We start from the raw sequence: 17851 nt of genomic DNA, 5'->3' as shown, positions 1-17851 counted from the left end.
GCGACGACCCAACTCAAGACCAGCTCACTAGCCGCTCTGCCGCACCCGGGCGCCCGGCCCAGGCCGCGCAGCCTGCTGCCGTACCCGGGCGCCCAGCCGGACCGCGGAAGCCGCGCCCGGTTCCGGGGCCCCGCCCCTGCCGCCCGGCGGGGGTCTTCAGGGCACCGGCCCCTCAGTCCTCGACGGCGCCCTCCAGGACCAGCGTCAGCCGCAGGATGGCCGCCCGCACCCCGTCGCCGTACGGATCCTCGCCGAGCGCCCCGGCGGCCTCGCGCGCCAGCGCGAGCTGGGCCCGGGCCGCCTCCTCCTGGCCCAGCCTCAGATGGCCCGCGGCCACGTTGAGGTGGAGGGAGGGCAGGAACGCCCGCGGCGCCAGGGCCCCGGTGAGCGCGTCGGCGGCGGCGAGCGCCCGCAGGTCCCAGATCAGCTCGTCGAGCGGATCGTCCTGGGTGTCGGCCAGATAGTGGGCGAGGGCGCAGCGGTGGAAGGGGGCGCCGTCCCGCTCGATCTCCCGCCACAGCGCGGCGAGGCGGTTGCGCGCCTCCTCCCGGTCGCCGCCCCGGTGCAGCATGACCGCCTGCCCGATCCGGGTCAGTACGGCATCTCCCTCCGGCGCCTGCTGCCGCGCTTCCGCCATCGCCGCCTCCCGCCTCCCGTCTTCTGACTTCTGACTTCTGACTTTCGGACGACGCTAGCCGCTCGCGCCCGCGCCGCTCGGCGTGTCGTGGCGCGGCGGGGCGGGGGCTACGCGGAGGGGCGGGACGGGTCCCGGCGGGGCCTCAAGGCGTGTCGTCCGGTGCGCCGTAGCGTCGGGCCAGTTCGGCGACGGCGCGGGCGACGGCCGACCGCAGCTCGGGCGGGCCCAGCACCTCGGCGTCGGTGCCCAGCCGCAGCATGTCGTGGACCGCGACCTGCAGCGACTCCACGGGCAGGACGACGCGCCGCCGCCCCCGGTCATCGGGCGGGCCCGCCGCGGCCACCGCCTGCGCGCCGACCGCCCCGAACTGCATCGGGAGCAGCTTCGCCCCGCGCTCGGAGAGCAGCAGCGCGGCCTCGCCCTGGAAGCGCATGGACTCCAGTCCGCGGGACGACTCCGCCCAGGAGGCGGCGAGGTCGAATCCGGCGGGCCGCTCGAAGACCTCCTCCAGCACCTCGGCGTCGAGGATCCGCGCCACCCGGTAGCTGCGCACGGAGTCCTCGACCCGCGCCACCAGGTACCAGATGCCGCCCTTGAGGACGAGGCCCAGCGGGCACAGCTCGCGCCGCACCTCGCCGCGCCAGCGGCGGTAGTGCACCCGCAGGACGCGCCGCTCCCATACGGCCTCGGCCGCCGCCGCCAGATGGGGCACCGGCTCGGCGTCCCGGAACCAGCCCGGCGCGTCGAGGTGGAAGCGCTCCTGGATGCGCCGGGACCGCTCCCCCAGCCCGGCCGGGAGCGCGGCCCGCAGCTTGAGCTGGGCCGTGGTGAGGTCGGCGCCCAGGCCCAGCTCGGCGGCCGGGCCCGGCATCCCTGCGAGGAAGAGCGAGTCGGCCTCGTCGCCGGTGAGCCCGGTCAGCCGGGTGCGGTAGCCGTCGAGCAGCCGGAAGCCCCCGGCCGGGCCCCGGTCGGCGTACACCGGCACCCCGGACGCGCTCAGCGCCTCCACATCGCGGTAGACGGTGCGCACGGAGACCTCCAGCTCGGCGGCGAGCTCGGGCGCGGTCATCCGGCCCCGGTTCTGCAGCAGCAGGAGCAGTGAGAGAAGGCGGTCGGCACGCATGTGGTCCATTGTGCGCGCCATACCTGACAGAAGGTGTCAGGTACGGCGGCCAGAGTGGCATGCGCAGTCGAACCAGGCCCCGGAAAGGACCATCATGACCACGCACACCACCGGCCACTTCACGTACGCAGACTGGCAGGAGGCCGTCCTCGACGAGGCCAAGGGCGCCGATGGCGCCGAAGGCGGTGCCAAGCTGGCCCGGGCCGCAGTCACGAATACCTTCTCGGGCGGCATCGAGGCGCCGCGCACCAGCTGCCAGTACGCCATCACCTATCTGTCCGACAACACCGGCGTCTGCTGCGGCTACGAGCTGCTGACCGGCACCCTCGACGGGCGCGCGGGCAGCTTCGCCGTGGTGCAGCACGCGAGCTGGGGTGAGGACGCCACCGTCCACTGCACCTTCGAGGTGGTGCCCGGATCCGGCACCGGCGAGCTGACCGGGCTCACCGGATCGGGCACCTACTCCGCCGTGCGGGGGGAATCCAAGATTCCCTACAGCTTCGACTACACCCTCTAGCCCCGGTCAGGCGCCGAGGTCCGGGATCCGCCAGTCGATCGGGGTGTGGCCCTGGGCCTTGACCGCCTCGTCGATCTGGGTGAAGGGGCGCGACCCGAAGAACTTCTTCGCCGACAGCGGGGACGGGTGCGCCCCCTTCACCACCGCGTGCCGCGAGACATCGATGAGCGGCAGCTTCTTCTGGGCGTAGTTCCCCCAGAGCACGAAGACGGCCGGATCGGGGCGCGAGGCCACCGCGCGGATCACCGCGTCGGTGAACTTCTCCCACCCCTTGCTCTTGTGGGAGTTGGCCTCGCCGCCCCGGACCGTCAGCACCGCGTTGAGCAGCAGCACACCCTGCTCGGCCCAGGGCACCAGATAGCCGTTGTCGGGCACCGGGTGGCCGAGCTCCTCCTTCATCTCCTTGAAGATGTTCCGCAGCGACGGCGGGGTCTTGACGCCCGGCCGCACCGAGAAGCACAGACCGTGGCCCTGCCCCTCGCCGTGATACGGGTCCTGCCCGAGGACGAGCACCTTCACCTGGTCGAACGGCGTGGCCTCCAGGGCGGCGAACACCTCCTCGCGCGGCGGGTACACCGCCCCCTTGGCCCGCTCCTCCTCGACGAACTCGGTGAGCTCCTTGAAATAGGGCTTCTCCAGCTCCTCGCCGAGGACCCCGCGCCAGGACTCGGGCAGCACATAGGGCACGTCTTCAACCTCCGGTCGGTGTTTCCGTCTTACGGACACAGAACCTACCGGCGGCCACTGACAACGCCTCACCCGCACCCGGGCCACTCCAGCGGCGCGGGCCCGCACCGGGCGCCGGTCAGCCGAGCCCGGCGCCCAGGAGGATGCCGCCGTCCACCACGAGCGTCTGGCCGGTGATCCACGCCGACTGGTCGGAGGTGAGGAACGCGGCGGCGCCCCCGATGTCCTCCGGCACGCCGAGCCGCTGCAGCGGATAGGCCGCCGCGGCCTCCTCCTCCCGCCCTTCGTACAGGGCGGTGGCGAACCTGGTCTTCACCACCGCCGGTGAGATGGCGTTGACCCGCACCCCCGGGGCGAACTCCCGGGCGAGCTGCACCGTGAGGTTGATCATCGCGGCCTTGCTGACGCCGTACGCCGCGATGAACGGCGAGGAGGACATCCCGGCCAGCGAGGCGATGTTGACGATCGTGCCGCCGTTCTCCTGCTGCCAGGCCTTCCAGGTGCGCTGGGCGAAGCCCAGCGCCGAGACCACATTGGTCTCGAAGACCTTACGGATCACATCGAGGTCGAGGTCGGCGATCGGCGAGTAGACCGGGTTGGTCCCGGCGTTGTTCACCAGGTGGTCGACCCGGCCGAACGCCTCCACCGTCCGCTCGACGGCCGCTGCCTGGTGCGCCCGGTCATGGGCCTTCCCCGCGACGTAGATCGCACGGTCGGCCCCGAGCCGTTCCACGGCCTCCTTGAGCGCGTCCTCGTTGCGCCCGGTGATGCACACCTTGTCGCCACGGGCCACCAGCGCCTCGGCGATGGCGTAGCCGATCCCCCGGCTCGCCCCGGTGATGAGCGCGGCCTTGCCGCTGTCCTGTATCTGCGCGGTCATGTGGTACGTGACTCCTGATCAGTTGAGCGGTCCGCCGGCCACGTACAGGACCTGGCCGGAGACGAAACCGGCCGCCTCGCCGGTGAAGAAGGCGATCGCGTTGGCGATGTCCGCGGGCTCCCCGACGCGCTGCACCGGGATCTGGCTCGCGGCGGCATTCTGGAAGTCCTCGAAGCCCATGCCGACGCGCTCGGCGGTCGCCGCGGTCATGTCGGTGGCGATGAAACCGGGCGCCACGGCGTTGGCGGTGACGCCGAACTTGCCGAGTTCGATGGCGAGGGTCTTGGTGAAGCCCTGCATTCCGGCCTTGGCGGCGGAGTAGTTGACCTGGCCGCGGTTGCCCAGCGCCGAGCTGCTGGAGAGGTTGACGATCCGGCCGAAGCCCGCGTCCACCATGTGCTTCTGGCAGGCGCGCGACATCAGGAACGCGCCCCGCAGATGCACGTTCAGCACGGTGTCCCAGTCGGACTCGCTCATCTTGAACAGCAGGTTGTCGCGGAGCACACCCGCGTTGTTGACCAGGATCGTCGGCGCGCCCAGTTCCTCGGCGACCCGCGCGACGGCGGCCTCGACCTGCTCGGCGTCCGACACATCGCAGCCCACGGCGATGGCCTTGCCGCCCGCCTCGTTGATCTTCTCCACGGTGGCCGCACAGGCCCCCTCGTCGAGGTCGAGCACGGCGACGAGGCGGCCCTCCTCGGCCAGGCGCACGGCGGTCGCCGCGCCGATGCCGCGGGCCGCGCCCGTCACGATGGCAACGCGCTGCTCGGTGGTGGACATGCGGGTTCTCCTCGCATCGATGGCGGCTCACCACCCCGGCCCCGGAACGGTGAGCAACCGCTTAGTCTCTCCTGCGCACGAGACGCTATGAGGCCCGCCACCGCCTGTCAACGACCGCCCTTATGTACTCGCTCACTCCGCGCCCGGGTCCTCGCCCACTCCGCGCGCCCTGAGCCGGTGCGTCACCTCACCAACAGGTCGAGCAACCGCTCGACCTCCGCCTCCGCGTCCGCCGTCAGACCCGTGTGCACCGGCCCCGGCTGGACGACCGTGGAGCGCGGCGCCACAAGCCAGCGGAAGCGCCGTCCCGGGTCCTCCCCGGCCGCCTGACCGGCCCGATCTCCCCCGCCGCAGACGCACTCCACCGCGCGCAGCGCGGCCCGCACCCCGGGCACGTCCACCGAGGGGTCCAGGGCGCGCAGCCGGTCCTCGTCCAGATGGATCCGGGCCGCCACGAAGGACGTGGCGCGGCAGTAGACGACCACGCCCGCGTTGATCTGCTCACCCCGCTCGACCCGGGGGACGACCCTCAGCACGGCGTATTCGAAGACGTCCCGGCCGTTGTGGAACCCGCTCACCGCGCCGCCTTCCCGTCGACCCACACCCGCAGCCACTCGGGGGCCTTGGACGGCCCCTCACCGGTGCGCTCCCCGAGCGTGATGTGCCTCCCCAGCGTGGCCGCCCGCTCCAGCAGCACCTCGACATAGGCGCGGCGCACCGCGTCCGGGCCGTCGAAGCCCGGCTCATCGGTCAGCCATGCGTCGGGGACGTCCGCCACCACCTCGGTCAGCAGTTCCTCGGTGATCCGCGGCGCCAGGGCCCGGCTCGCCGCGGCGACGTCCGGTGCGAACGGCGCGAGTACGTGGTCGGAGGCGTCGTACGGCTTGGTGGCGGCCTCCTCCAGCCCGCGCCAGCCGTGGTGCCAGATCATCGTGGCACCGTGGTCGATGAGCCACAGCTGACCGTGCCAGACCAGCAGGTTGGGGTTGCGCCAGGAGCGGTCCACATTGCCGATGAGCGCGTCGAACCACACGACCCGCCCGGCCTCCTCCGCGCCCACCTCGAAGGCGAGCGGATCGAAGCCGAGCGAGCCCGGGAGGTAGTCCATGCCGAGGTTGAGTCCGCCACTGGCCTTGAGCAGCTCCTGCACCTCCTGGTCCGGTTCGCTCAGGCCGATCACCGGGTCCAGCTGGATCCGCACCAGATCCGGCACCCGCAGCCCCAGCCGACGGCCCAGCTGACCGCAGATGACCTCGGCGACAAGGGTCTTGCGGCCCTGTCCGGCGCCGGTGAACTTCATGACGTAGGTGCCCAGATCGTCGGCCTCGACGATGCCCGGCAGCGATCCGCCCTCACGCAAGGGCGTGACGTACCGGATCGCGGTGACTTCGGTCAACATTTTCCCACGCTATCTGACTTACTGACCTTGCAATCCATGTTCAGCGATCCGGCGCCCCGGGGACGGCGGACGGATCGGCCCTCAGCCGGATCAGCCGGGCGGGCTTGCCGTGACCGCCGCTGCCGAAGCGCTCGGCCACGATCTCGAGGTGCGTGGTGTCGGTGGCGGCGGCCGGTACGCGCAGCGGCAGCGCACGCGCGCTGTTGGTCAGGTAGACGTGGTACCCGGCGACGGTGATCCCGTTGAGGCCGGGGACACCGGCCATCCGCTCCCGCGGCTTGGAGGATTCGTGGCAGATCCATGGTGCGGCTCGCCGCGTGTCGAGATCGACGGCCAGACGACGCCGAGCGCGGAGTCCGCGATCAGCAGCCGCCGGCCGTCCCGGGCCATTCCGTTGCCGAAACGGAGCTTGGGAAGGTCGCAGGCGTACCGCACCTCGCCCTGGCGCACCCGATTGAGGCACCAACCGGGCTCACCTATGGTTCCGGAGATCACCCAGGCTCCGTCCGCGTCCCTGACGGTCCCGGTCGGTGTCGAGGCGGGTACAGCACGTGCTGTTCGCCAGCGGCCGCGCCCCACATCGTCTCCAGCGTCACCTTGGCCGACTTCGCGCAGACCATCAACGTCGGCGGCGCGCTCCTGGTCACCGACGACCGGGTGGTCCACGAGACCGTGTACTGGCCCCTGTGGATGCAGCGCCGGCACAGCGGACCTCTGACACTCGCGGCCGACGCCGATTCCGTCCGGCTCTCGCTCGACCTCGGTACCGCGCTCGGTACCGATCGCCTCGCCCCCGCACTCCTACACCATCATCGAGCTGACCACGGCCGAGCCCGTGGTCACATCAGGCGGTGGCACCCCTCCGCGCGGTTGGGGAGGGCCGGAGGGGAGCGAGATAGTGGGTATGCGCGGCGTCTAGCGCCAGGCGCACCGCGCCGGTGACCACCGCGTGCTCACCGAGCGGCGACGCCTCAACCCGGGGGGTGCGCGGGGCCAGTTCGGCCAGTCGGCGCCGCAGCGGCGGAAGCAGTACGTCACCCGCCGCTGCGACCGCTCCGGTGAGGACGACAAGTTCGGGTGCGAGAAGCATGCTGAGCGTGGTGATCGCGCGGGCCGCCGCCTCCAGCGCCTGGGCCAAGACCGCCGTGACACCCGGATCGCCGAGGCGGGCCGCCTCGAAGACGACGGCCGCGCTCACTCGATCCGGATCGCCTTCGGCGAGCGCGTAAAGCTGTGCGCCGGGTGCGCCGGCGGCGGGGCCCGTACCGTGGGCCGCCAGTTCCGCCACAAGGAGCGCACCGTGGTCGCGTGCCCTGGCCGCGATGGCGTCGGCGTCGGTGTATCCGCCCATCAGGGACAGGAAGCCCAGATCGCGTGCCGCGTTGTCGTGGCCGCGGACCAGAGTGCCGGACGTGCACAGGCCCACGCCCAGCCGCTCCCCGGCCAGCAGGCAGGCCACGTCCTGGGCCGTGGTGGCGCGTCCTCTCCAGCGCTCCGCGATCAGGGCGAGGTTGCAGTCGTTCTCGACGTACACATGCGTGGTGAAGTCCGGTGCGAGGGAGGCACGCAGGTTGATGTCGAGGAAGCCGGGGATGCCGGTGCGCAGGCGCACGACGCCTTGGGTGTCGACGGTGCCGCTGGTGCCGATGCAGACGGCGAGGACGTCCGCTGGCCGCAGCCCGGCTTCTGTCACCGCGGCGACGGCGAGGCCCCGCACCTGGTCCAGGCGCTGTTCGGCTGCGATGCCCGGGTCGCCGAAGTGCTGCTGCCGTTCCCCGATCAGGGTTCCGCGCAGGTCGCAGACGTGTACCCGGACGCTGTGGGCGCCGATGTCGATGCCGAGAACGTGTCCGGCGCCGGCCGTGAAGGAGAAGTAGCGGGAGGGGCGGCCGCGGCCTGCAGGGCGGCCCGCCAGTCGGTCGGAGCTCTCGTGGGCCCAGCCCAGGTGCACCAGGTGTTCGGCGGCGGCCAGCACGGTGGGCCGGGACATTCCGGTGGCGTTCATGAGCTCGTTGGACGACATCTCGGCGTCTTCCGCGGGGCGTTCACATAGCTCCCGCAGAACGCGGGCCGCGTTCGCCCGACGGGCGGACGCGGACGTGGCGATATCGCCGGGCATCGTACGGCGTGCTCCTCTCGGGCTCAGGTCGCGATGTCCTTGCGAAGGAGTCTTGACCTGAGGGTTGGCGGGTGTCAGCCTAACTGTGCCGCATTTAATAAATGCCGCTTAGTTAATCCTAGGGGTGTCCGCCGCTGGGTCGGCACACGGGCCTCGGCGCCGCACCCGCGCCGCGAAGATACCTGCACGACAGCACGTGAGGGACGGTACGTCATGGCATCCCAGCCCGCATCGGCGAGCACCGCGCACGCCGACGGCAGCCCGCCGGGTGCGCGGTCCATGCGGCAGGTCATCGCCGCCAGCCTTTCCGGTGCCGCCCTGGAGTGGTACGACTTCAACCTCTACGGGCTCTCTGCCGCCCTGGTCTTCAACAAGCTGTTCTTCCCGGACGTGGACCCCGTGCTCGGCACCCTTGCCTCATTGGCCACCTTCGGGGTCGGCTTCGTACTGCGACCGCTGGGCGCTCTGGTCTTCGGACACCTCGGCGACCGGGTGGGCCGCAAGCAGTCGCTGGTGGCCACTATGCTCATCATCGGCTCGGGAACGGCCCTCATCGGCGTGCTGCCCGACTACCGGGCCATCGGCGTCTGGGCTCCCATCCTCCTCGTCGTTCTGCGCATGGTCCAAGGGCTCGGTCTGGGCGGCGAGTGGGCGGGAGCCTCACTGCTCGCGGTGGAACACGCCCCGCGCGACCGGCGCGGCCTGTGGGGGAGCATCCCGCAGACCGGCGCGCCGATCGGCTATCTGCTGGCCATCGGCGTCACCAGCCTGTTCACCGTCCTGCCCGAGGAGCAGTTCCTCAGCTGGGGATGGCGCATCCCCTTCCTGCTCAGCGTCCTGCTCATGGGCGTGGGTCTGCTGGTGCGCCGCACCATCGCGGAGACCCCCGACTTCCAGCGGGTTCAGTCCGAGGGGGCGCGGGAGAAGTCACCCCTGATGACCACCCTGCGCACCTACCCACGGACCACCGTGCTCGCCTTCGGCGCCCGCCTCGGTGAGGCGTGCAGCTCACAGATCTACCAGCCCTTCGTGATCGCCTATGCCACCAACACGCTGGACTATCCGCCCTATGTCGCCCTCACCGGTGTGGTCCTCTACAACGTGCTCGGTCTGCTGCTGATGCCGGTCGTCGGTTCCCTCTCGGACCGCATCGGGCGCAGGCCGCCCTACCTCGCCGGCTCCGCGTTCGTCGCACTGTCCGCGTTCCCGTACTTCTGGCTCGTCGACTCCGGCTCGACCGCGGCCGCCTGGACCGCCATGGCGCTGGCCGCCCTCGGCGGCGCCGTGTGCATGTCCAGCATCCAGGGATCCTTCTTCACCGAGCTGTTCGGCGCCCGGGTGCGCTACTCCGCACTCGGCATTGCCACCCAAGCGTCCGCCATGGTCGCCGGATTCATTCCGGCACTCGCGGCGGCACTGGTCGCGGGCGCCGGTTCGAGCTGGCCACTGCCTCTCCTGCTGACAGCCGTCGGGATCATCTCGTTCATCTCCGCCTGGCTGCTGTCCGAGACCCGTGAGCACACCGAGACCGGCGGCCATGAGGCGCTGTGCGAAGAATCCAGCACGGGGCCCAGCCGCCCCACGCACTGACACGCCGCGGCTCACTACGCCCCTCCGCCCCGCACCTTTTGACCGTCACGACGAAGGGCGTTCCATGTCCGTCCAGCCGACCGGCTCCGCATCCGCCGAGGCCCGCCGCCCCAACGTGCTGGTCTTCTTCACCGACCAGCAGCGCTGGGACACCACCGGCCTGCACGGCAATCCCATGGGGCTCACCCCCACCCTCGACAGTCTCGCCGGTGACGGCGTCAGCGTGGACCACTCGTTCACCTGTCAGCCGGTGTGCGCGCCCTCCCGGGCCAGCCTGCAGACCGGGCAGTACCCCACCACGACGGGCGTGTTCCGCAACGGCCTCACTTTGCCCCGCGACGCCCCCACCCTCGCGCGCGCCTTTGGCGAAGCGGGCTACGACACCGGCTACATCGGCAAGTGGCACCTCGCTGGCGATCACACCTCGGGCCCCGTCCCCGAAGAGGACCGGGCCGGCTACGACTCCTGGCTGGCCGCCAACCTCCTGGAGTTCACCTCCGACGCCTACGAGACCACCCTGTACGACAACGACGGCGCCCCGCACGACTTCGACGGTTACCGCGCCGACGCCCTGGGCAGCGCCGCGATCGACTTCATCGACCGCGACCGGGACAACCCCTTCTACCTGTTCCTGTCCTTCCTGGAGCCCCACCACCAGAACTCCCGCGACGACTATCCCGCCCCCGCCGGCTACAGCGACCGTTACGAAGACCCCTGGGTCCCCTCGGACCTGTCCGCCCTCGGAGGCGGCAACTGGGCCGAGCATCTGCCGGGTTACTACGGCATGGTGCGCCGTCTCGACGAGGTCCTCGCCCGTATCGTCGAGGCGCTGAAGACACGCGGCGAACTGGACAACACGGTCATCCTGTTCACCTCCGACCACGGCTGCCACTTCAAGACCCGCAACGATGAGTACAAGCGCAGCGTCCACGACGCCTCGCTGCGCGTGCCGACCGTACTGCGCGGGCCCGGGCTGGGCAGCGGCGTCCGCCTGCCCGAACTCGTCAGCCACGTCGACCTGCCGCCCACATTGCTGGAGGCGGCCGGGGTACCTGTGCCGGCTCAGATGCAGGGACGCTCCTTGGTCCCGTTGCTGCGCGGACAGGACGACGCATGGCCCCAAGAGGTGCTGGTGCAGGTCAGCGAGTCCGAGGTGGGCCGCGCCCTGCGCACACATCGCTGGAAGTACGGCGTCACGGCACCCTCCCAGGACGCCTGGGACGACGCGCGCGCGGAGGAATACCAGGACGCCTACCTCTATGACCTCCGGGCCGACCCGGACGAACTGACCAACCTCGTCGGCGTCCCGGCCCTTCAGCCCGTCCTCGAGGGACTGCGCAAGCGCCTCATCGCCCGGATCGTCGCCTCGGGTGAGCCCCGCCCCATCATCACCGCGAGCACGGACAGCTCCGTGATCAGCTGACCCTCGATGCGAAGAAGGACGTCGGTGTACGCGTTCGCGGAACGCGTCGAGCTGCCCGGTGCCACCTTCCGCATGGGCGGCGAAGACGCCGACGCCAACCCGGACGACGGGGAGGGGCCCGTACGCGCGGTCCGGGTGGAGCCGTTCGCCATCGACGCGTACGCGGTCACCAACGACCGGTTCGCCGCGTTCGTCGGGGCGACCGGCTTCCGCACCGAAGCCGAGCAGTACGGCTGGAGCTATGCCTTCGCCACGTTCCTGCCCGGCCCGCTGCGGAAGATCTCACCGCGCCCGCCGCAGACACCGTGGTGGTGCGGCGTACGCGGCGCGAGCTGGTACCACCCCGAAGGACCCGGCAGTCACGTGGACGGCCGCGGCGACCATCCGGTCGTCCACATCACCTGGCGCGACGCACTCGCCTTCTGCCAATGGGCCGGCGGACGGCTCCCGACCGAGAAGGAGTGGGAGTACGCCGCCCGGGGCGGCCTGGACCAGGCACGCTACCCCTGGGGTAACGATCTGACCCCGGACGGCCAGCACCGGTGCAACATCTGGCAAGGCACGTTCCCAGCCCGCAACACACAAGAGGACGGGTACGCGGGGACCGCTCCCGTCCACGCCTATGACCCCAACGGATTCGGGCTCTACAACGCCGCGGGCAACGCATGGGAATGGTCCGCCGACCCCTGGCGGCCCGACGACGAGGACCGGCGCACCATGCGCGGCGGCTCATATCTGTGTCATGACTCCTACTGCAACCGCTACCGGGTCGCCGCACGCACCTCCAACACGGTCGACAGCTCCTCCGGCAACATCGGCTTCCGCGTCGCTTGGCCCCCGCGATCCGGCGCCGGGTGACCCCCACCCCCCGTCGAACGGTCACGCAGGTGTCCAGCGGCGGGGCCAGGAGACGCGCGGGGAATCAGCCGGGCGCGTCGGGCACCAGATGGCCTCCTTGACGCGGGAGGCGGCAGCGAGAGCGGGGATGAAGTCGGTGGGCATGCGGTAGGTCGCGTCCAGCAGCACCCAGCCCCGCGGTGCGCGCACGCCGCGTCACGACGAAGAGGTGCAGCACGTTGCCCACGCCGACGGCCGCCCCGAACCAGTACTCGGCCAGCGCCAGGGCCCGGGTATGTGACTCCACGACGACCGGCAGGCCCACCGCGCCGTGCAGGCGCTGCGCCAGCGGGGCGTCCCGCCAGCCCAGGATGGGCGGCGCCGGACCTTTCCGCCGACGCTGTCGACCCACCCGCCGGTGGCCGGCCACCGTCACCGGCGGCGCCACCGCCCGGCCTCGACGTGAACGGCAACGCCGTCACCGTCGAAGCGTGTTTCGCCGTGGGCTACCGCGGCGGGTTCGGCGGCAGCGCCAAGGACTACACGCTCGTCACCGACAAGAGGCGTCGACCTCGTGCCCTACACGTCCGGGAAGCGGCAGGACGACCGCACACCGACCTGAGCTGGCGCTACGTCGTCGACAAACCCGAGGAAGGACACCAGGGCACCACGATCACCGCCCAGCGTTCCGGCGACAAGAAGCGGATCAGCGACTCGCCCTCAAACCGGGCACGGCCTACCACCTCACCGTCCGCGCCGTAGGCAGCACCGTGTCGGTAGACCTTGCCGGACAACAGCGGCTGACCTGGAAGGACACCTCACAGACGCCCTACCGCGGCGGCTCGGTCGGCCTGAAGGCGAAGGCCGAGGCGATGAGGGCGACGGCGCGGTCCTCGTCGTGGGCCAGTTGGCGCAGCACGTCGTGGGCGATGGTCCCCGACAGCTCGATCAGCGCCTGGGTCAGCCGTATCCGGGTCGCGGAGTCCGAGGCGGGCGCGGCGAGTTCACCGACCAGCGCGGTCATGATCCGGTCCGCGCACCCGGGGTCCTGGGACAGCGCTCCCAGCACCTCCGCCGCGTCGACATCGTTGAAGCCCTCGACCACCATGCCGACGAGTGTCGGCACGGCCGCGGTCACACCGCGCCTGCCCAGCGCCAGAGCGGCGTGCCCGCGCACCGTGGTGTCCGGATCCCCGAGCGCGTCCGCGAGCGCCGCGGTCGCGCCCGGGGCCTCGGCCATCTCGGCCATCGCCAGCACGGCGCGCCGCCGGATGTCGACGTCCTCCGACTGCACACCGGCGGCCAGCGACGCCACTCCCTCACCGCCCGATCGGGCGAGCGCCCAGCGCAGGGCGCCCGCCACGTTGGGGTCGGATTCGGCCAAGAGCGCCCCGGCCAGCAGTTCGGCGGGGACCGATGCGCCCTTGGGCCGGGCCAGGACGGTCTGCTGCCTGCGCGCGGCGCTGGCCGAGCTGAGCCCCTGCATGAGTTCGACGATGCGCAGGACGTCCTGCCAGTCGGTGGGCGCCGACGCATCGATCGCGCGCAGCCGCTCAAGCAGTTCCGCTTCCCGCTCCAAGCGGTCTTCCGTCCATCGGATGAGGTCGCTGACCAGGGCCGACGGGGTGAAGGCCGGGTCCTCAAGCGCACGCCCGACCTGCTTGAGCGAGAGCCCGAGGGACCGCAGGCTCTCCACATGGAAGATCCTGCGGACGTCCTCCGCGGAGTACTCGCGGTAGCCGCCGACGGTGCGGCCGGTCGGCCGCACCAGCCCGAGGGCGTCGTAATGCCGGAGCATCCGGGCGCTCACCCCCGAGTGACGGGCCACATCGCCGATCAGCAATCCGCGCTCTCCCCCGGCTTCTCCGACGTCTCGGGAGCCTCCGACGTCTCGGCGGCTCCCGACGCGGCCGCGGCGGCAGCGGCGGCGGCTCGCTCCGGGCCGAGGGTGACGAGTCGTTTCGCCTCCTCGATGGCCGCGTCGAAACCCGTCTCCGGGTTCTGCCGAAGCAGCTCGGTGGCGTGGGCGTGCGCGGCCACCGTCGGGTCGGGGTTCGCCGTGGCCTTCTCCAGGGCGGGCTTGGTCACCTCGCCGAGGTCGACGAGGGCCCGGCTCAGGCTCAGCCGCGCATTGCGGTCGCCGCGGCCGAGCTGCAGAACGAGTTCGTCGGCCAGGCCCCGCTTCTCGTTCTCCTCCTCGGGCACCAGGACGACCGCGACACGCCACGCGGTCCGCGCGACCTCGTCGTCGGCGTCGCGCAGCATGTCGCGCGCGATCCAGGCCCATGCGCTCTTGTCGCCGATCTTGGAGAGCGTGTGCAGCGCCTGGCTGCGGGCCTGGGCGCGCTCGGAGTCGAGCTCCTGGCGGACCCGGGGCAGGGTGATCTCCGGCGAGAGGCGGGTCAGCGCCCAGGACAGCATGTCCCGCACGAAGAAGTCCGGCTCGACCGCGCACCGCTCGACCAGGGTCTCCAGGAAGCCGGGGTCGGGGTTCGAGCCGACCGCCAGGGCCGCCTGGAGCCGGACCGACGAGTCCTCGGCGCTCAGGGCGTTGGCCACCCGGGTGTGCTGCGGGGTTCCGTGTGTGGTGTTGATCGGGACCACCTCCTACACCCAGGGGACACCTTATCAATGTGTCAAGGTCAAACCCGTGACCAGCGGATCAAAAGATCCGCTGGTCAGGACGCCCGATGTCGCTCGTGGCGGCGCCACGCCAGGTCCTCGCCGCCGATCAGCGCAGCGTTCATCGCGAGGATCGCGGCGCTGATGACATCCTGTCCGTTGTGCGGCTCGGCCCGCTGCTCCGAGACGACGGTCAGGCCCAGTGCACTCAGCTCGGCGCGCAGGTTCGCGATGGGGATCATGTGCAGGTGCCGGGGCCGCAGCCAGGAGATCCACCACTTGCCGAGGGGCCGGGCCCAGGTGCACTCCGGATCGGGCAGTTCGATGGCCAGGTGCCCGCCCACCGGCAGCGCCGCCGCGGCGGCGGCCATCTCCGCCCTGGGGTCCACGGTGTGTTCCAGGTAGTGGTACATGCTGATCACGTCGTACTGATCGGCGAACTCCGGGGCGAGGTCGATGAAACTGCCCTGGGCTCCTCACCGTCCACTCCGGCCGAACCGCTGGACCGGACGTCGGCGGCGCTCGCCGATGAGGTCCGGCGGATGCTGGACGAGGGTGTGGTGGCCGAACCACAGGACGTCGACCTGTGCCTGATCCTGGGCGCCGGCTGGCCGTTCTGGCTTGGCGGGATCACGCCGTACCTCGACCGGGCCGGTGTGTCGGAGCGGGTGAACGGCAAGCGGTTCCTGCCACCGGGCGTCGCCAGCGTTCCCGGGACTAGTTCCCGGGGACCAAGGGATTTCCACCCGCTCCACGCGGTCCCAGCCGCTGACGGTCGCGGCCAGCAGCAGTCCGGTCAGCCGCTCATTGGTCAGCTCGGTGCCGCCGCCGAGGTGGTAGACCTCCCCGGCCTTGCCGTGGCGCAGCGCCAGTGCGATCCCGCGGCAGTGGTCCGATACGTGCAGCCAGTCGCGTACATGCGCCCGTCGCCGTACAGGGGCACCTTCTCGGGGAACTGGTACGGGCCGTAGTTGTTGGAGCACCGCGTCACCACCACGTCCATTCCGTGGGTGCGGTGGGCGGCGAGGGCGAGCAGATCGGAGCCCGCCTTGGCGGCGGCGTACGGAGAGTTCGGAGCCAGTGGGGTGGCCTCGGACCAGGAGCCGACCGGGATCGAGCCGTAGACCTCATCGGTCGACACATGCAGGAAGCGGCCGACGCCGTGCCGCCGGGCCGCGTCGAGGAGCAGTTGGGTGCCGAGCACGTTGGTGGTCGCGAATGGGGCGGAGCCCACGATGGACCGGTCGACATGCGTTTCGGCGGCGAAATGCACAATGGCGTCGTGTCCCGGCAGCACCCGGTCCAGAACGACGTCGTCGCATACATCCCCCTGAACGAACGAGTACCGGGGGTGATCGGCGACCGGATCGAGGTTTTCCCGCACTCCGGCATACGTCAGCTTGTCCAGGACGGTGATGCGAATGTCGTGCGCCCCCTCGGGAGGCTTCGCATGCGGAAAAGATACATGTCGTACCCGAAGTGACGCCGGGAGGGACATCGGGCGGCAATACGTCACACCGCGGGGAGAAATGCGCGTCCTGGTCTGAACGGTGCTTCATGTACCGTACGGAACCGAAGGGGAAAGGGCCGCCCCCGGCATACCGTGGGCGGGCCCGTTACGGTCAATGCGTGGAATATTGCTTGCGGGCGGCACCGGATCGCGGTTGTGGCCGGTTACCCGTGCGGTTTCAAAACAGCTCATGCCGGTCTTCGACAAACCCATGGTGTATTACCCGCTGTCGACGCTGATGCTGGCCGGAATCCGCGACATCCTGATCATCACCACACCCGAGCACCAGCCGGACTTCCGCCGGCTGCTGGGCGACGGCTCACACTTGGGCCTGCGGCTGAGTTACCGGACGCTGGACCAGCCCGAGGGCATCGCGCAGGCGTTCCTCCTCGGCGCCGAGTTCATCGGCGAGGAGCCGGTGGCGCTGGTCCTCGGCGACAACATCTTCCGCTGCGCCCGAGCGAGCGCGGTGAGTTGGAGATCACCGCGGTCAACGATGCCTATCTGCGCCGGGGTGAGATCGCGGTCACGGTCCTTGACCGGGGTACGGCCTGGCTCGACACCGGTACCTTCATCGCGATGGCGCAGGCGTCGGAGTATGTGCGCGTCATCGAGGAGCGGCCGGGGTCCGAAGATCGGCTGTGTCGAGCAGGTGGCCTGGCGCTGCGGCTACATTGATGACGAGCAGTTGCGCGATCTGAGCTATCCGCTGCTCAAGAGCGGGTACGGCCGCTGTCTGCTGAGCCTGCTGGATGACGAGGCGCCGTTGTGAGCACCGCAGTTGGGGCCGCCCTCATGCGCGGCGCGACACCGCTCGTTGCAGGGCCCGGACCCCTCGGGCGGTCCTCCGCACCGCCGCCGTGTGGGATGCCGACCTCGGGAAGCGTGGACGGGTCGCTGACGACGAGGACGCGCCGGTGTGCGGAGCGCTCCCCGAAGAGCCCGGAGCGGATGGCCGCGGTGACCGTGGCCGCCGCGTACTGCGTACACGCGACAAAGAGCTGCGCGGTGCCGGAGGAGCCCGTGCCGCAGGACAATAGTGCCCACGCGGATCTTCGTCCGGTGCGCCCCGGTCCGGCGCGGCACCCCGGCGGCCGGAGCAGCGAACCGGCCGTCCCGTTGTCGGACCGCGCCGCTACGGTGGCGGGCGTTCACACACCCACCACGGGGAGGCTGGCGATGGGCGCGAGCGGCTGGCATTACCTGACGCGGTACCAGGGCAGTGTCGGGGCGACGCTGACCGCGGTGCAGAAGGAGGTCCTGGCGAGCGGCGCGTACAACTGGCCCTGGGAGACCATGGCCGAATACGGCTTCACGGTCGAGGAGTCATTGCCGCGGCCGTCGTCGTTGGACGAGTTCAACACGGCCAAGGAGACCGAGGAGTTCTGGGACGAGGGCACCCACACGATCCTCGACATCGACAGGGTGGTCCCCACGGCCGGGGCACCCGAGCCGTACAACCCCGACGACTCTGGGACGCTGCGGCCACTCCGGCACGAGCGGGTACTGCACCACTTCGGCACCGACCGGCCGACGCCCGCCCAGTTCGAGGAACTGCTCGCCCGCGACCGGGACTGGTCGGTCCAGCCGGACGTCGACCAGGTGCTGACCGACGAGTGCCAGCTGAGGTGGACCGGCCTGTACGTCCTCCTCTACACCGATGGCGAACCCGGCCATGTGGGGATCTTCGGATACTCGGGAGACTGAACTCGCAGGTCCCGGCGCGT

Annotated in this window: 19 protein-coding genes and 4 pseudogenes; 8 read left to right on the top strand and 15 right to left on the bottom strand. The window is 70.9% G+C overall.

The genetic code is table 11. The features are described 5' to 3' along the window. Nucleotides 1–172: 172 nt before the first annotated feature. The gene (locus VT50_RS28145; protein WP_046086942.1) at nt 173–637 is read right to left on the bottom strand and encodes a hypothetical protein; all 465 of its coding nucleotides are present in this window, start codon (nt 635–637) and stop codon (nt 173–175) included. Nucleotides 638–779: 142 nt separating this feature from the next. Continuing rightward, nucleotides 780–1760: a helix-turn-helix transcriptional regulator gene (locus tag VT50_RS28140; protein ID WP_240529338.1), complete on the bottom strand. Its 981-nt coding sequence runs from the start codon at nt 1758–1760 to the stop codon at nt 780–782. 94 nt (nt 1761–1854) lie between these two features. Here VT50_RS28140 and VT50_RS28135 point away from each other — a divergent pair, with 94 nt between their 5' ends. Next, nucleotides 1855–2277 (top strand): DUF3224 domain-containing protein, encoded by a 423-nt coding sequence (locus tag VT50_RS28135; protein WP_046086944.1) that lies wholly within the window; start codon nt 1855–1857, stop codon nt 2275–2277. A gap of 6 nt (nt 2278–2283) precedes the next feature. On the opposite strand, the gene ung is transcribed toward VT50_RS28135, so the two are convergent. The 7 genes from ung to VT50_RS28100 all read right to left on the bottom strand — a co-directional run bounded on the left by ung (nt 2284) and on the right by VT50_RS28100 (nt 8142). Next, nucleotides 2284–2964 (bottom strand): uracil-DNA glycosylase, encoded by a 681-nt coding sequence (gene ung / locus VT50_RS28130; protein WP_046086945.1) that lies wholly within the window; start codon nt 2962–2964, stop codon nt 2284–2286. Between the two features lie 118 nt (nt 2965–3082). Further along, nucleotides 3083–3832, bottom strand: a complete 750-nt coding sequence (locus VT50_RS28125) for an SDR family oxidoreductase (RefSeq protein ID WP_046086999.1) — start codon at nt 3830–3832, stop codon at nt 3083–3085. A gap of 30 nt (nt 3833–3862) precedes the next feature. Continuing rightward, entirely contained in the window at nt 3863–4624 is a 762-nt protein-coding gene (fabG, locus tag VT50_RS28120; RefSeq protein ID WP_046086946.1) for a 3-oxoacyl-ACP reductase FabG, read from the bottom strand. 182 nt (nt 4625–4806) lie between these two features. Then, nucleotides 4807–5202, bottom strand: coding sequence for a DUF3037 domain-containing protein (locus tag VT50_RS28115; RefSeq protein WP_046086947.1), 396 nt, complete (start codon nt 5200–5202; stop codon nt 4807–4809). Beyond that, nucleotides 5199–6023, bottom strand: coding sequence for a HipA family kinase (locus VT50_RS28110; RefSeq protein ID WP_046086948.1), 825 nt, complete (start codon nt 6021–6023; stop codon nt 5199–5201). Before VT50_RS28110 ends, VT50_RS28115 begins: the two co-directional genes overlap by 4 nt. A gap of 40 nt (nt 6024–6063) precedes the next feature. Further along, the gene (locus VT50_RS28105; RefSeq protein ID WP_046086949.1) at nt 6064–6288 is read right to left on the bottom strand and encodes a hypothetical protein; all 225 of its coding nucleotides are present in this window, start codon (nt 6286–6288) and stop codon (nt 6064–6066) included. 579 nt (nt 6289–6867) lie between these two features. Then, on the bottom strand, nt 6868–8142 hold the full coding sequence (locus tag VT50_RS28100; protein ID WP_046086950.1) for an ROK family protein: 1275 nt from the start codon (nt 8140–8142) through the stop codon (nt 6868–6870). A 213-nt stretch (nt 8143–8355) separates the two neighbouring features. On the opposite strand from VT50_RS28100, the gene VT50_RS28095 reads away from it, so the two are divergent. The 3 genes from VT50_RS28095 (at nt 8356) to VT50_RS28085 (ending at nt 12013) form a co-directional block, all read left to right on the top strand. Then, complete coding sequence (locus tag VT50_RS28095) at nt 8356–9732, top strand: MFS transporter (RefSeq protein ID WP_046086951.1); 1377 nt, start codon at nt 8356–8358, stop codon at nt 9730–9732. A 64-nt stretch (nt 9733–9796) separates the two neighbouring features. Next, the gene (locus VT50_RS28090; protein ID WP_046086952.1) at nt 9797–11155 is read left to right on the top strand and encodes a sulfatase family protein; all 1359 of its coding nucleotides are present in this window, start codon (nt 9797–9799) and stop codon (nt 11153–11155) included. 6 nt (nt 11156–11161) lie between these two features. Continuing rightward, a complete protein-coding gene (locus VT50_RS28085) occupies nt 11162–12013 on the top strand; it encodes a formylglycine-generating enzyme family protein (RefSeq protein ID WP_046086953.1) in 852 nt (283 codons plus the stop codon). A 21-nt stretch (nt 12014–12034) separates the two neighbouring features. On the opposite strand, the gene VT50_RS40650 is transcribed toward VT50_RS28085, so the two are convergent. Both VT50_RS40650 and VT50_RS41070 read right to left on the bottom strand, forming a co-directional pair. Further along, nucleotides 12035–12202, bottom strand: a complete 168-nt coding sequence (locus tag VT50_RS40650) for a hypothetical protein (RefSeq protein WP_240529342.1) — start codon at nt 12200–12202, stop codon at nt 12035–12037. Nucleotides 12203–12218: 16 nt separating this feature from the next. Further along, nucleotides 12219–12404, bottom strand: a pseudogene (locus VT50_RS41070) (ROK family protein); the annotation flags it as partial. Between the two features lie 50 nt (nt 12405–12454). Between VT50_RS41070 and VT50_RS39135 the strand changes: the two are divergent. Beyond that, nucleotides 12455–12754, top strand: a complete 300-nt coding sequence (locus VT50_RS39135; protein WP_046086954.1) for a hypothetical protein — start codon at nt 12455–12457, stop codon at nt 12752–12754. Nucleotides 12755–12821: 67 nt separating this feature from the next. On the opposite strand, the gene VT50_RS28075 is transcribed toward VT50_RS39135, so the two are convergent. The 3 genes from VT50_RS28075 to VT50_RS28065 all read right to left on the bottom strand — a co-directional run bounded on the left by VT50_RS28075 (nt 12822) and on the right by VT50_RS28065 (nt 15072). Then, nucleotides 12822–13835: a MerR family transcriptional regulator gene (locus VT50_RS28075; protein WP_046086955.1), complete on the bottom strand. Its 1014-nt coding sequence runs from the start codon at nt 13833–13835 to the stop codon at nt 12822–12824. Continuing rightward, nucleotides 13829–14596, bottom strand: a complete 768-nt coding sequence (locus VT50_RS28070) for a HEAT repeat domain-containing protein (RefSeq protein WP_046086956.1) — start codon at nt 14594–14596, stop codon at nt 13829–13831. Before VT50_RS28070 ends, VT50_RS28075 begins: the two co-directional genes overlap by 7 nt. A gap of 74 nt (nt 14597–14670) precedes the next feature. Next, complete coding sequence (locus VT50_RS28065) at nt 14671–15072, bottom strand: class I SAM-dependent methyltransferase (RefSeq protein ID WP_420822234.1); 402 nt, start codon at nt 15070–15072, stop codon at nt 14671–14673. A 72-nt stretch (nt 15073–15144) separates the two neighbouring features. On the opposite strand from VT50_RS28065, the pseudogene VT50_RS40640 reads away from it, so the two are divergent. Continuing rightward, nucleotides 15145–15327 (top strand): annotated as a pseudogene (locus VT50_RS40640) (hypothetical protein); the annotation flags it as partial. Nucleotides 15328–15357: 30 nt separating this feature from the next. Here the strand turns inward: VT50_RS40640 and VT50_RS28060 are convergent. Continuing rightward, nucleotides 15358–16112 (bottom strand): annotated as a pseudogene (locus VT50_RS28060) (dTDP-glucose 4,6-dehydratase); the annotation flags it as partial. Between the two features lie 127 nt (nt 16113–16239). Between VT50_RS28060 and VT50_RS28055 the strand changes: the two are divergent. Together VT50_RS28055 and VT50_RS28045 are read left to right on the top strand one after the other, a co-directional pair. After that, nucleotides 16240–16896: pseudogene (locus VT50_RS28055) on the top strand (sugar nucleotidyltransferase). Between the two features lie 179 nt (nt 16897–17075). After that, nucleotides 17076–17831, top strand: a complete 756-nt coding sequence (locus tag VT50_RS28045) for a hypothetical protein (RefSeq protein WP_240529341.1) — start codon at nt 17076–17078, stop codon at nt 17829–17831. The last annotated feature ends 20 nt before the right edge of the window (nt 17832–17851 follow it).

The organism is Streptomyces antioxidans (assembly GCF_000968685.2).
GTDB classification, from domain to species: domain Bacteria; phylum Actinomycetota; class Actinomycetes; order Streptomycetales; family Streptomycetaceae; genus Streptomyces; species Streptomyces antioxidans.
Note: the sequence above shows the minus strand (reverse complement) of the source record. Positions and strands in the feature narration are given on the sequence as shown.